Source organism: Salinisphaera dokdonensis CL-ES53 (genome assembly GCF_040361215.1).
Classification (GTDB): Bacteria; Pseudomonadota; Gammaproteobacteria; order Nevskiales; family Salinisphaeraceae; genus Salinisphaera; species Salinisphaera dokdonensis.
Genome location: NZ_APND01000002.1, coordinates 763,470 through 776,456, shown reverse-complemented (window position 1 = coordinate 776,456; position 12,987 = coordinate 763,470). Strand labels below are relative to the sequence as shown.

Annotated in this window: 12 protein-coding genes; 8 read left to right on the top strand and 4 right to left on the bottom strand. The window is 64.5% G+C overall.

The genetic code is table 11. The features are described from left to right. Positions 1 to 76 precede the first annotated feature (76 nt). On the top strand, positions 77 to 610 hold the full coding sequence (locus tag SADO_RS09415) for a C40 family peptidase (protein ID WP_353110924.1): 534 nt from the start codon (positions 77 to 79) through the stop codon (positions 608 to 610). 24 nt (positions 611 to 634) lie between these two features. Continuing rightward, the gene (locus tag SADO_RS09410; protein ID WP_353110923.1) at positions 635 to 1,519 is read left to right on the top strand and encodes an ion transporter; all 885 of its coding nucleotides are present in this window, start codon (positions 635 to 637) and stop codon (positions 1,517 to 1,519) included. 246 nt (positions 1,520 to 1,765) lie between these two features. On the opposite strand, the gene SADO_RS09405 is transcribed toward SADO_RS09410, so the two are convergent. From SADO_RS09405 to SADO_RS09390, 4 genes are all read right to left on the bottom strand, one after another. After that, on the bottom strand, positions 1,766 to 2,953 hold the full coding sequence (locus tag SADO_RS09405) for an acyl-CoA desaturase (RefSeq protein WP_353110922.1): 1,188 nt from the start codon (positions 2,951 to 2,953) through the stop codon (positions 1,766 to 1,768). Between the two features lie 191 nt (positions 2,954 to 3,144). After that, the gene (gene ttcA / locus SADO_RS09400; RefSeq protein ID WP_353110978.1) at positions 3,145 to 3,966 is read right to left on the bottom strand and encodes a tRNA 2-thiocytidine(32) synthetase TtcA; all 822 of its coding nucleotides are present in this window, start codon (positions 3,964 to 3,966) and stop codon (positions 3,145 to 3,147) included. Positions 3,967 to 4,067: 101 nt separating this feature from the next. Then, positions 4,068 to 4,946, bottom strand: a complete 879-nt coding sequence (locus SADO_RS09395; protein ID WP_353110921.1) for a fructosamine kinase family protein — start codon at positions 4,944 to 4,946, stop codon at positions 4,068 to 4,070. After that, positions 4,943 to 5,827 carry a 5'-3' exonuclease gene (locus SADO_RS09390; RefSeq protein ID WP_353110920.1) on the bottom strand — a complete coding sequence of 295 codons (885 nt, stop codon included), beginning with the start codon at positions 5,825 to 5,827 and terminating at the stop codon, positions 4,943 to 4,945. Before SADO_RS09390 ends, SADO_RS09395 begins: the two co-directional genes overlap by 4 nt. Before the next feature lie 74 nt (positions 5,828 to 5,901). Between SADO_RS09390 and SADO_RS09385 the strand changes: the two genes are divergently transcribed. The 6 genes from SADO_RS09385 (at position 5,902) to SADO_RS09360 (ending at position 12,968) form a co-directional block, all read left to right on the top strand. Further along, positions 5,902 to 6,666, top strand: coding sequence for a DUF4412 domain-containing protein (locus SADO_RS09385; RefSeq protein WP_353110919.1), 765 nt, complete (start codon positions 5,902 to 5,904; stop codon positions 6,664 to 6,666). Between the two features lie 154 nt (positions 6,667 to 6,820). Then, positions 6,821 to 7,993: a Re/Si-specific NAD(P)(+) transhydrogenase subunit alpha gene (locus SADO_RS09380; RefSeq protein WP_353110918.1), complete on the top strand. Its 1,173-nt coding sequence runs from the start codon at positions 6,821 to 6,823 to the stop codon at positions 7,991 to 7,993. Between the two features lie 41 nt (positions 7,994 to 8,034). Then, positions 8,035 to 8,319 carry an NAD(P) transhydrogenase subunit alpha part 2 gene (locus SADO_RS09375; RefSeq protein ID WP_353110917.1) on the top strand — a complete coding sequence of 95 codons (285 nt, stop codon included), beginning with the start codon at positions 8,035 to 8,037 and terminating at the stop codon, positions 8,317 to 8,319. Between the two features lie 59 nt (positions 8,320 to 8,378). Beyond that, complete coding sequence (locus SADO_RS09370) at positions 8,379 to 9,776, top strand: NAD(P)(+) transhydrogenase (Re/Si-specific) subunit beta (protein WP_353110916.1); 1,398 nt, start codon at positions 8,379 to 8,381, stop codon at positions 9,774 to 9,776. Positions 9,777 to 9,873: 97 nt separating this feature from the next. Beyond that, on the top strand, positions 9,874 to 10,452 hold the full coding sequence (locus SADO_RS09365) for an NUDIX hydrolase (protein ID WP_353110915.1): 579 nt from the start codon (positions 9,874 to 9,876) through the stop codon (positions 10,450 to 10,452). 284 nt (positions 10,453 to 10,736) lie between these two features. After that, positions 10,737 to 12,968 (top strand): primosomal protein N', encoded by a 2,232-nt coding sequence (locus SADO_RS09360; protein ID WP_353110914.1) that lies wholly within the window; start codon positions 10,737 to 10,739, stop codon positions 12,966 to 12,968. The last annotated feature ends 19 nt before the right edge of the window (positions 12,969 to 12,987 follow it).

Genomic DNA, 12,987 nt, shown 5'->3' with positions numbered 1-12,987 from the left:
CAGACGGAACGCGGCGCCGATATATGAATTCATGAAAGGGGGCATGCGCGTGCACTTGAGAATTGCGAAAGCGATTATGTCGCAATGCTGCGCGCGACTGCACCTGTCGTGGCTATCGCTGTCGCTTGCGATCATCCTGCTCGCCGGCTGCGCGGGCCAGCCTGCCTATCAGAGCAGCGGCGGCACATCGTATCCCGGCCCATCGGGCAGCCGCCACGCCAGTGATCACTCGGCGGTGTCGGAAGCGCTTCGCGACTACTTTCAGAAATGGCGCGGCGTACCCTACCGCTACGGCGGCGTGAACCGTAGCGGCATCGACTGTTCAAGCTTCGTGCGCCAGACCATGAGCGATCTGCATTCGCTGGAGCTCCCCCGCACGACCGCCGCCCAGGCGCTTGCGGGCCAGCCGGTGCCGCCCGGGAATCTGTCACCAGGCGACCTGGTCTTCTTCAAGACCGGTTTTCGAAGCAGGCATGTCGGCATCTACGTTGGCGATGGCCGGTTCATGCACGCATCTACGAGCCGCGGCGTGACCATGTCGCGCATGGATAACGTCTACTGGCAGCGCCACTACTGGCAATCCCGGCGCGTGAACGCGCGGACCAACTAGCGCGTACCGCGTGGCTCTAGACTCATGACCGACTCGCAACCCGACCAGACCCTGCGCCGACGCCTGCACAACATCATATTCGGCACAGAGTCGACCGCCGGGCGCACCTTCGACATTCTGCTGCTGCTCGTTATCGCAGCGAGCGTGATCAACCTCATGCTCATTTCCGTTGCCGCCATCGAGGCGCGGCTGGGCCCGGAGCTGTCCACGCTCGAATGGGTGTTCACGATCGTATTCTCGCTCGAGTACGCGACCCGCATCTACGCAGCAGAGAACCGCTGGCACTATATCCGCAGCTTCTGGGGACTGATCGATCTGGCGGCTATCCTGCCGATGTATCTGGCGCCCGTGATTCCGGACGCGCATTACTTCGTGGCCGTACGCTCATTGCGCATCGTGCGCATGTTCCGCGTATTCAAGCTGGCCAACTACGCCAACGACCTCTACACGCTGCGTCGTTCGCTGATGCAGGCACAGCGCAAGCTTCAGATATTTCTCGGCACCCTGACACTGTTCGTGACCATCCTCGGGGCGATCATGTACGTGGTCGAAGGCCCCGAACATGGTTTCACGAGCATCCCGCGCGCCATCTACTGGGCGGTGGTCACAATCACCACTGTGGGCTATGGCGATATCTCCCCGACCACGCCGGTCGGCCAGACCATTGCGGGCATCGCGATCCTGATCGGCTACGGCGTACTCGCCGTTACCACCGGCGTGATCACCGCCGAACTGACGACCGAAATCAGCACCCAACGCGGGTCGGCACAGTGTCCCCATTGCGAACGATTCGGCCACGAAAAGGACGCCGACTACTGCAAGTTCTGCGGCGGCGATCTGGACGGTGATCCGGAGACGGAGCCGCCGGAGGACGAGGAACAGGCCAAGGCGCGCGAGAAACTCGACTGAGCGTGCCAACAGGCGCTCACCTCGGCCTCACTGACGACACGCCCGCAGCAAATCGCGTCTTCACACCCGAACCTCGACACCGGAGCGTCGCAATGGCGCGCACGAGCACAGCGCCGCCGTCATTAATACGCGGCGCCGTTACGCGCGACGCTTCGAGACCGAAACCTCAACTGCTTTATCCGGCACACATAAAAAAAGCCCGCTGCGAATGCAGCGGGCTTTGGCGTTGCTTGCGCCGGCTGGGGATCAGGCCGGGGTCGGCTCCGAACGCGCCTGCTCGATCAGGCGGTGCGAAACCTTGCTGCGCAGCATCTCGTGGGCACGCTCGATGGCACGGTCCAGACCCTCATGGCGGATCTTGAACTTGGCATGCGCACGGGCCTTGAGCTGTTCCGCGCTCGGCAGATCCGGCAGCTCGATCTCGGCCAGATAGGCCTCGGCCGCGTCCCACTTGGTGCGGGCATGGGCACGCAGGTCGTCCAGCACGTGGCTGCCTTCCCAGCGCGCACGGATGTTGTGGCTGATGCGATCGGCCGAGAAGCCCTCGGCGATATACACCGCGCACTTGTCGATGATCTTCTGCGTCGGCGCCTTCTCGTTGGCGAGAATCGTCTTCGGCGGCTGGCGCAGATCCCAGACCAGACCCAGCTTCTCGAAACCGAGCAGCAGGTAATAGGTCGTGTCGATCTCCCACCAGAAGAAACCGTTACGAGCGGCTGCCGGATAGTAGTGATGGTTGTTGTGCCAACCCTCACCCATGGTCAGCAGCGCCAGGAACCAGTTGTTGCGCGAATCGTCGCCGGTCAGATAACGCTGCTTGCCCAGCATGTGGTTGAGCGAGTTCACCGTGAACGTCGCGTGATAGACCAGCACGGTCGACAGCACGAAGCCCGACACCAAGCCGGCCCAGCCGCCCACTAGGAAACACAGCGCGGCCACGATCAGGCCCGGCGTGAACTGATGACGCTCGATCCAGCGCATCTCCGGATACTTGGAGAAATCCTTGATCAGGTCCATGTCGGCATGGGAACGCGCTTCGCGGTAAACCCAGCCCACATGCGCGTCGATCACGCCGTACTGACGCGGCGAATGCGCATCTTCGGGCATATCGGAATCGCGGTGATGCTCGCGGTGCTTGGCCGCCCACCAGAGCGGACCACGCTGCAGCGCGGCGGAGCCGACAAAGGCCAGCACGAACTGGAAGCCGCGGCTGGTCTTGTAGCCGCGATGCGAGAAGTAACGATGATAGCCGCCGGTGATGGCGAATACGCGGGCGAAATAAAGCCCTACACAAATCGCGATCGACGTGGCGGTGAAGCCGGTCCACCAGATACCGATCAGCGCCACATGCAGCAGCGCGAACGGTATGGCTTCGACCCAGTTGAAGTGGTCGTCCATCTCCGGGTTGGCCGGATATTTCCTTTCTGCGGTCATCGGCTTGATAGCCCTCACAAGATTACGGTGTTTCCGCTGCAGTGCACAACTGTTCACTGCGCTGAAAAAGTATGCGGCACGTCCCGACGGTTTTCAAGAAAGACCATGCCGGGAATAGAGGCAATAGACGTGCCTATTACGTGTATTCGACGCCGGAATACGGCGGTCGTTCCGCTATGGACGCAATCGACTCAGTCGAGTGCAGCGAAATCGAACAGCTCGCGATCGGCCATCTGCGACGGCGCGATGCGGGTCATCGAACGAAAGATGCGCTCGCTACGCCCCGGATCGGTGCGCTCCCATTCGCTGAGCATCGCCTTGATGTTCTGGCGCTGAAGATTGGCCTGGGATCCGCAGAGATTGCAGGGAATGATCGGGTACTGATTCAGGCGCGAATATTTCTCGATATCACGCTCGCTGCAATAGGCCAGCGGCCGAATGACGACGTTGTCGCCGTCGTCGGAGCGCAGCTTCGGCGGCATGGCCGCCATGCGCGCACCATGGAACATATTGAGGAACATGGTCTCGACCATGTCGTCGCGATGATGCCCCAGCGCGATGCGGTTGAAGCCGTTCTCGCGCGCATAGCGATAGAGAATGCCGCGGCGCAGGCGCGAACACAGGCCACACATGGTGGCGCCTTCCGGCACCTTCTCGGCCACGACGCTATAGGTGTCGCGTTCGAGCACCTCGTAATCGACGCCCAAGCCACTCAGATACTCGGGCAGGATGTGTTCGGGGAAACCCGGCTGCTTCTGATCAAGATTGACCGCGCGCAGCTCGAAACGCACCGGCGCGACCGACTGCAGATACAGCAGCATGTCCAGCATCGTGTAGCTGTCCTTGCCACCGGACAGACAGACCATGATGCGATCGCCGTCGCGAATCATGTCGTAATCGGTCACGGCCTGGCCGGTCAGGCGCTTGAGGCGCTTGGCAAGCTTGTTCGCACCAACCGAACCCGGCGTCAGGCCGGCCGGCGGGCGGGTATCGAGAACCGGGATATCGGACATGGAGGCCACGCTGGCAATCGTTGCAGTGAATCGAAAACGACGGCCATTGTACCCACGCCCGGTCCGCACTACAGCCGCGCGACCCGTCCTGGAGACACGACTCAGACCCGGGCGAGCAGCGACTGCATCACGCGTCGGCTTTCGGCCACGTAATGGCCACCGAACAGGCGGGCATGATTGAGCAGGTGATAGAGCTGGTAGAGCGGGCGCCGCACATACCGATAACCGGGGCTCATAGGCCACGCGCCCCAGTAGGCCTCGAAGAACAGCGGCGAGAAGCCGCCGAACAGTTCGGCCATGGCGAGATCGGTCTCACGATCGCCGTAGTAGACCGCCGGGTCGTAGATGACCGGCGTGCCGTGTTCATCCATGCCCGCGTTACCGCCCCACAGATCGCCGTGCACCAGCGACGGCTCGGGCCGATGGCCGGCCAGCAGCTCGTCGAGCACCGACAGCAGCGCATCGCCGTCGCGCCCGAGTCCGGGATGGTGCGGCGATAGCGCATCGAGCATCACCGCCAATCGGTTCTCGCGCCAGAATTCCAGCCATTGCGGATGGCGCGCGTTGGGCTGTTCGCTGGAACCGATGGTGTTGTCGCGATCCCAGCCGTAGCGGGCAGAAACAATCCCGTGCATGTCGGCGAGCGCCTCGCCGAGACGGGTCATCGCCGCCGGCGCAAGCGGCTGCAACGGGATGTATTCGAGCACCAGAAACGCATGCGCCGCGGTGGTGCCGTGGGTGATCACCCGCGGCACGCGCAGACCGACCGCCTGGCCGAGTTCCGCCAAGCCCGCCGCCTCGGACTCGAACATGCCGTGGCGGTCGGCCCGATTGAGCTTGAGAAAGAAGCGCTGGCGCGCATCGCCCAGCCGGTAGGCGCTATTGATCGAACCGCCGCCGACCCGCGTACGGTACCCGCTCGCAAACGTTCGGCCGGTGGTACGGGCGATGGCGGCATCGATCGCCTCCCAGTCGATCACGTCGTCGACAGCCCCAGACGCTTGCGTAGCCGATCGCCTACGCCCAGGCGCTCGCAGATCGCAGCCAGCGCATCGAGATCCGGCGAGCGCCGGGCCACATCGCATTGACCTCTATCGAGCTCGATATCCGTGACGATGGTCGCAAGCTGGCGCGAAAGCCGGGCCTGATCGGCATGGGCCTCGAGCTTGCCCGCCAGCGACTTGGCACCGCGCAGACCGCTTGCGGCAACACCCGGCAAATCGTCAAGCAACGCCTCGACACCATCGAAGCGTTGCAGCAGCGATGCGGCCGTCTTGGCGCCGATACCCGGCACGCCGGGAATGTTGTCGACGGTATCGCCCAACAGCGCGAGATAGTCCGCGATCAATCGCGGCGGCACGCCGAACTTGGCCTCGATGGCGGCGACGTCGTAGCGTGTTTCGCGGCCATAGTCCCAAAGGATGTCGTCGGCGCCCATGATCTGGGCGAGATCCTTGTCCGAGGTGACGATTGTGACCGGCTTATCGGTGGTCGCCGCGAGTGTGCCGATCAGGTCGTCGGCCTCGTAGACCGGGCTGGAGAGGGTTGGCACGCCCAGCGCTTCGGTGATATCGCGACAGGCCGCGATCTGGTCGACCAGGGCCTGCGGCGGCAGCTCGCGGTTGGCCTTGTAGTCGGCATAGAGTTCGTTGCGAAACGAACTGACCAGCGACTCGTCGAAAGCTGCCGCGATTTCGCGGTCGTCGTCGGCGGCGAGCAACTGCGCGAGGAAGGTCGCATAACCGTAGACGGCGTTCAGCGGCCGCTCATCGCGCCCGGTCATACTCGAGGGCAGCGAGTGGAACGCCCGGAAAATATAGACACTGGCATCCACGAGCAGCATGGCGCTAGTGTACTGCACCGTTCGCCCGATTCGGGCGCCGACACTGCAGAATGCCGCGCCCCTTGCCGAATTCATCCGAGAGGACACCGACCATGAGCCGATTTCTCGCCCGGGCCAGCGCAACGATGCTGGCCGGATTGCTGACCGTGGCGGCCGGCGCCGCCCAGGCCGACACCACCCTCACCTATCAGGGTGCGAGCGGCGAATTCACCGTCGACATGAAGCCCGGCGCCGTCCGTATCGACGACGCGACACGCCAGTGGCAGCTCTACGAGGCAGACGACGAGGCCATCTTCTCGGTCAACCCGGTCGACCGCAGCTATACACGCCTGGATCGTAATACCGCCAGTGCTATCCGCGAGCGGGTCGACAACCTGCGCGCCCAGATCGAATCGCGCGTCCAACAACTGCCGAAAGGCCAGCAGGCCACCGCCCGTGCGGCCATGCTGCAATCGGTGCCGGGTCTGGACACGAGCGCACAGAAGGTCGGCCTGGATCGTACCGGTCGCCAGGACAGTGTCGCCGGCGTGTCCTGCGAGGTCGTACAAGTCGTACGTGACGGCAAGCCGGCCGAAACACTATGCGTCGCCAGCCCCAAGGATCTGGGTATTTCCGGCAAGACCTTTGCCAGCGTCGAATCCATGTTCTCGTTGATGCAGACGCTGCTCGCCGGCACCGGTTTCGAGACCGCGGGCCTGCCTTATCTCAGCCTGTCGGGGATGCCGGTGCGCTTCACCGACACCAACTCCGGCGAGCGCCGGCAGCTGGTAAAGGTCGGCCACGATTCGCTTGCGAAAAAGCGTTTCACCATCCCCGACGGCTATATCGAAACCTCGATCACGCCGCCCGGCAGCTAGCGCGCTAACACGGAGCGGCATGCTACGAAAGCCGTATCGTTTCGGTTAGACTGCCTGAGGGTTGATCCGGCCTGCGGCCCGAGGGGGCTACGGCGCACCCTGCGCCGACCATGCTGCCGCGCCGGATGTTCATCGCAATCAAACAAGGGAAGACATGAGCGTAACTATCGCAGTCCCGAAAGAGACGGCCAGCGGCGAAACACGCGTCGCGATGGTGCCGAAGGTGGCCGACAAACTGGCCAAGCTGAACGTCGATCTGCTGGTCAGCAAAGGCGCCGGCGAAGGCAGCCGGATTCCGGACGAGTCCTTCAACGACCCGGTCCAGATCACCGACAAGGCCGACGATGTGTTCGGCGCCGACGTGGTGCTGGCGGTCAACGCGCCGGACGCCAAGTCGATCGCCAGGATGAAGCAGGGCTCGGTTCTGATCAGCTTCGTTCAGGCGCACAACAACCCGGACGCGGTGAAAGCGCTCAACAAGGCCGGCGTGACCTGCTTCGCCATGGAACTGGTGCCGCGTATCACCCGCGCCCAGTCCATGGATGCCCTGTCTTCCCAGGCATCGGCCGCCGGCTACAAGGCCGCGCTCATGGCAGCCAACTCGCTGGAACGCTTCCTGCCCATGCTGACCACCGCCGCGGGCACCATCCGCCCGGCCAAGGTGCTGGTCATTGGCGCTGGCGTGGCCGGCCTGCAGGCGATCGCCACTGCCAAGCGTCTCGGCGCCAAGGTATTCGCCTATGACGTGCGTACCGACACCAAGGAGCAGGTCGAGTCGCTGGGCGCGGACTTCCTGATGGCCGAAGGCGTCAAAGCCGAGGCCGAGGGCGGTTATGCGCGTGAGCTGACCGACGAAGAAAAGCAGAAGCAGCAGGACATGCTGGCCAAGAACATGGCCGATGCGGACGCGGTGATCACCACCGCCGCCGTGCCCGGCCGTCCGGCACCCAAGATCATCTCCACGCAGATGGTCGATGCCATGAAGCCCGGCTCCGTGATCATCGATCTCGGCGCCTCCGGCGGTGGCAACTGCGAGCTGACCAAGCCCGACGAGACGGTCAGCCACGGCAGCGTCACCATCTATGGCCCGTCCAACGTGCCGGCGCTGCTCGCCGAGCATTCCAGCGAGATGTATGCCCAGAACCTGTTCAACTTCCTGCAACTGATCGTTGTGCCGGAAGAAGGCGAGGAAGAGGCCAAGCCGGCAGACAAGAAGCACAAGCTGGAAATCAACTGGGACGACGAGGTCCTGGCCAAATCCGCGCTCACGCATGACGGCCAGACCGTCAATGAAGCTGCCAAGGAAGCCCTCGGGGACAAGGCCTAGGCCTTCATCACGCGGCTTATATTTTTCCGGGAGAAAAGACAGTGATCACAGGTTTTGTCGCACTCTATATCTTCATGCTCGCCGCCTTCACCGGCTACGAGATCATCGGCCGGGTTCCGGCCATCCTGCATACCCCACTCATGTCGGGTTCCAACTTCGTGCACGGCATTGTGCTCGTCGGCGCCATGGTGGCGCTGGGCCACGGCGAGGGCTTCTGGGAGACGCTGATCGGCTTCATCGGCGTGATTCTGGCGGCCGGCAACGCGGTCGGCGGTTACGTGGTCACCGAGCGCATGCTCGAAATGTTCAAGTCCTCCAAGGACTGATGCGCGCCACAGGCACGCAGATCCCGTATTAAAACGAGCATACGAAAAGGTTACCGACTATGAGTTTCTGGGAATTCACCGTCGACGCGAGCTACTTCATTGCAGCCGTGTTGTTCATCGTGGGCCTCAAGCGGATGGGCTCGCCCAAGACCGCCAAGGCAGGCATCAAGTGGGCCGGCATCGGCATGGTGCTGGCCACCGTGGTCACGCTCTGGCATCCCGATCTGGATGCCGGCTTCTTCCGCTATCTTCTGATCTTCCTCGCCATCGGCATCGGTGGTGGCGGCGCCTGGTACACCGCCAAGAAGGTTCAGATGACCGGCATGCCACAGATGGTGGCGCTGTATAACGGCATGGGCGGCGGCGCGGCCGCGGCCATCGCGCTGGTCGAGCTGTACTCGCACTCCGCGTTCATGCATGGCACCACCGTGCTGATCCTCGCCGTCGTCGGCGCGCTGATCGGTGGCGTGTCCTTCTCCGGTTCGCTGATTGCCTGGGCCAAGCTCGAAGGCAAGATGAGCAAGACGATCCGTCTGCCGGCCCAGCATCTGATCAACGCCGGCATCGCCCTGCTGATCGTGCTCCTGGGCATCGTCATCATCGCCTCGAGCGATGGCGCGCCGGTTCTGGTGACGTTGTTCTTCATCGCCAGCCTCGTGTTCGGCGTGTTCCTGACCAACCCGATCGGCGGCGCCGACATGCCGGTGGTCATCTCGCTGTACAACGCGCTGACCGGCCTGGCCGTGGCCTTCGAAGGCTTCGTACTCGGCAACCCGGCCATGATCATTGCCGGTACCGTCGTGGGCGCGGCCGGTTCGCTGCTGACCCTGCTCATGGCCAAGGCCATGAACCGCTCGGTCTCCAACGTCCTGTTCGCCGGTTTCGGCGTGGATGACGGTGCCCAGGGCGAAGGCCCCGAAGGCGAGATGAAGTCGGTCGAGGCGTTCGACGCCGCGGCCTCCTTCGCCTACGCCGACACCCTGATCGTCGTGCCCGGCTACGGCCTGGCCGTCGCCCAGGCGCAGCACAAGCTCTGGGAATTCGTCCAGATGCTGCAGAAGGATCACGACGTGGACGTGAAGTTCGCCATCCATCCGGTGGCGGGCCGCATGCCGGGTCACATGAACGTACTGCTCGCCGAAGCCGGCGTGCCCTACGACATGATCTTCGATCTGGAAGAGATCAACGCCGAGTTCCCGAATGCGGACGCGGCCTTGGTCATCGGCGCCAACGACGTGGTCAACCCGGCCGCGCGTAACGACGAGTCCAGCCCGATCTACGGTATGCCCATCCTCGACGTCGACAAGGCCCGTGAGGCCTATGTCGTCAAGCGTGGCAAGGGCACCGGCTTCTCGGGCGTGCAGAACGGCCTGTTCTTCGGCGACAACACCCGTATGGTGTTCGGCGATGCGAAGCAGGTCTGCACCGATCTGGCCAACGGGCTGAAGCAGCTCTAGGCGCCAGCCGCAGAAAGCCAGTCCTGGACTGGGAGAAAAGCCGCCTTCGGGCGGCTTTTTTCTGTCCGCCATTTCTATCCGCGCTAAGCTTGCCCGCATGCATGAGATCGCCCCACTGGCCGCGGCCCTGGCTCGCTACCAGCCGCGCCGCTATCGCTGGCGTCGACGGCTCAAACGCGCCGCGGTCGCAGTGATTCTGCGCGAGACACGCCAGGGCGCCGAGGTACTGCTCGCCGTGCGGGCACATCGCCACGGCGACCCCTGGTCGGGCGACATGGCGTTTCCCGGCGGCCGGGTCGATGCGGCCGACGAGGCCAGCGCCTCCGTCGCGGCCTGTCGCGAGACCGAAGAGGAAGTCGGCCTGCGACTGTCACGCGACGACGGCATCGGCCGTCTCAACGACCGCATAACGCTGGACCATCGCCGCCGCGCCCCGATGGTCGTGTCGCCCTTCGTCTATCGATACCGCGACGCGGACACCCCTGTACTCAATCACGAGATCGCGGCCACCCGCTGGCTCGCGCTGGCGTGGCTGGACGAGCCGGCGAACCGCGCCGCGATGCGCTGGCAACTGGGCCGGGTCGCGCTGCCCATGCCGTGTTACGACTGCGGCGACGGCCAACGGCTCTGGGGACTCACTCTTGCCATGCTCGACGAGCTACGCGGGCTGAGTTGAGCACGACCAATGCGCACATTCGACCCATCCACAGGCGTACGAAAACAAGGCATGCCAGCATGTCGGCCCGTGGGCGCCCACAGGGACAACTTGTCCACATATACACAACGTCGGAAAGATCGTGCGATAGAGATTGCTGCAACGCAGCTTGACCGGGTAACGGCGCAACCTTTTGTTTTTATTATTTATAATAGACGTCTTTCAACACGTGACGGTTTTTAGACAGAAACTATGCTCTCTGCGCTGCAAAACCATCCACGATTTTATCCACAGGCTGTAAGCCTTTGATCAAAGGCCACGAAACAGCGCCGATACTACGCGTCGCCGTACCGGTACCGCTGTACGGTGGCTTCGATTATCTCGATATCGACGAGACCGGCCGCACCCCGGTGGGCAGCCGCGTACTCGTACGTTTCGGCCGCCGGCGCCTGGTCGGCATCGTCATCGAACATGCCGACGACAGCGATGTGCCCGCGGCGCGACTGCGCGCGATCGAGAAGGTCCTCGACGACACCCCGGTTCTCGACGACGAACTGCTCGGCCTGCTGCGCTGGGCGGCGCGCTATTACCACCATCCGCTCGGCGAGGCACTGGCCACAGCCCTGCCCGTTGCCCTGCGCCGCGCCAAGGCCGATCAGACACCGCATCGGCACCGCGGCTGGCAGCAGGTGGACCCGGCGCCCGCCGACGAAGACGATCTGCTCGCCCGCGCACCGCGCCAACGCGAACTGCTGGCCGCGATTCGCGCGGTCTCGCATCCCACCGCCCATTCACATCTGCTCGCCCGTTTCGGCAACGCCCAGGCGCCGCTCAAGGCGCTGCAGGAGCGCGGACTGATCGAACCCGTGGAGCTGCCCGGCGCACTCGAACGCGGCGGCGCCGGCAGCGCGCCCACGTTGGGCGCCGGCAGCGCGCCCACGTTGGGCGCCGATCAGCAGCAGGCCGTCGATCACCTGTGCGGTCTGGACGCCGCATTTCACCCGGTCCTGCTCGAAGGCGTGACAGGCAGCGGCAAGACCGAAGTCTATTTCCGGCACATGGCGCGCATGCTTGCAGCGGGCCGGCAGGTGCTGTTCCTCGCGCCCGAAATCGGCCTCACGCCCCAGCTGATCGAACGGCTGCGCGCACGCTTCGATGCCGCCATCGGCGTGCTGCATTCCCAGCGTAGCGAGGGCGAGCGTGCCGATGTCTGGCGTGCGGCACGCGCGGGCGACGCGGATATCGTCATCGGCACCCGCTCGGCGGTGTTCACCCCCCTGCCGCGGCTGGGGCTGATCATCGTCGACGAGGAACACGACGGCTCCTACAAGCAGCAGGACGGCTTTCGCTATCACGCGCGCGACGTGGCCCTGCGCCGCGCCCAGCAATGCGGCGTACCGATCGTACTCGGCAGCGCCACGCCGGCGCTGGAAAGCCTGCATAACGCCAATCAGAAACGTTTCGCCCATCTGAAGCTGCCCAAGCGGGCGACCGGCGCCGCGTTGCCGCCGATCCGCGTGATCGATATCCGCTCCCGGCCGCTGCTTGGCGGCCTGTCGGACCCGATGCTCGGCCATATCGAGCGCCATCTCACTGCTGGCAACCAGGTGATGATCTTCATCAACCGCCGCGGCTATGCGCCGGCGCTGTCCTGCCATGACTGCGGCTGGATCGCACCCTGCACGCGCTGCGACGCGCCGTTGACCCTGCACGGTGGCGGCGCCCGCCTGCAGTGCCACCACTGCGGCGCCGCCGAAGCCGCGCCGCCGCGCTGCCCGAGCTGCGGCGCCAAGGAACTCATTGCACTCGGCGCCGGCACCGAGCGCGTGGCCGGGGCGCTACGCAGCCGCTTTCCCGATGTGCGGATCGCACGGTTCGACCGCGACAGCGTGGCGCGCAAGGGCCGGCTCGAATCACAGCTCGCCGATGTAGCCAGCGGCGCCACTCAGCTGCTGGTCGGCACCCAGATGCTCGCCAAGGGACATGATTTCGCGCGCCTGACCTGTGTCGGCGTGCTGGATGTGGACGGCGGCCTTTTCTCCGCGGATTTTCGCGCCGCCGAACACATGGCCCAGCTGGTCACCCAGGTCGCCGGCCGCGCCGGGCGTGCCGATCTGGCCGGCGAAGTCTGGCTGCAGACGCGTCATCCGGAGCATCCACTGCTGCACCGGCTGCTGGCAGGCGGCTACAACGCCTTCGCGAGTGCCGCGCTTTCAGAACGCCGCGACGCCGCCCTGCCGCCCTTCGGCCATCTCGCCCTGCTACGCGCCGAAGCCCACGACCTTCAGTCGCCCCAGGAATTTCTCACCCAGGCTGCGGCAACCATCAACGTCGATGCGGATATCGCCTGCTGGGGCCCGGTGCCTGCGCCGATGCAGCGCCGCGCCGGCCGCTATCGCGCCCATCTGCTGTTGCATGCCACCCGCCGTGCGCGTCTGCACCCGGCGCTGGATCACTGGCAACGGGTGCTCGGCGAGCTGCCGGGCGCGCGCCGCGTGCGCTGGTCGATCGATGTCGATCCGCAGGATCTGCTCTGACGCACACGCTGGCCGCGGT

Coding starts and splice junctions, on each gene's coding strand:
- SADO_RS09365 (WP_353110915.1), top strand. CDS start 9,874: ATGCATGAGATCGCCCCACTGGCCGCGGCCCTGGCTCGCTACCAGCCG.
- ttcA (WP_353110978.1), bottom strand. CDS start 3,966: ATGTCCGATATCCCGGTTCTCGATACCCGCCCGCCGGCCGGCCTGACG.
- SADO_RS09410 (WP_353110923.1), top strand. CDS start 635: ATGACCGACTCGCAACCCGACCAGACCCTGCGCCGACGCCTGCACAAC.
- SADO_RS09405 (WP_353110922.1), bottom strand. CDS start 2,953: ATGACCGCAGAAAGGAAATATCCGGCCAACCCGGAGATGGACGACCAC.
- SADO_RS09385 (WP_353110919.1), top strand. CDS start 5,902: ATGAGCCGATTTCTCGCCCGGGCCAGCGCAACGATGCTGGCCGGATTG.
- SADO_RS09380 (WP_353110918.1), top strand. CDS start 6,821: ATGAGCGTAACTATCGCAGTCCCGAAAGAGACGGCCAGCGGCGAAACA.
- SADO_RS09370 (WP_353110916.1), top strand. CDS start 8,379: ATGAGTTTCTGGGAATTCACCGTCGACGCGAGCTACTTCATTGCAGCC.
- SADO_RS09415 (WP_353110924.1), top strand. CDS start 77: ATGTCGCAATGCTGCGCGCGACTGCACCTGTCGTGGCTATCGCTGTCG.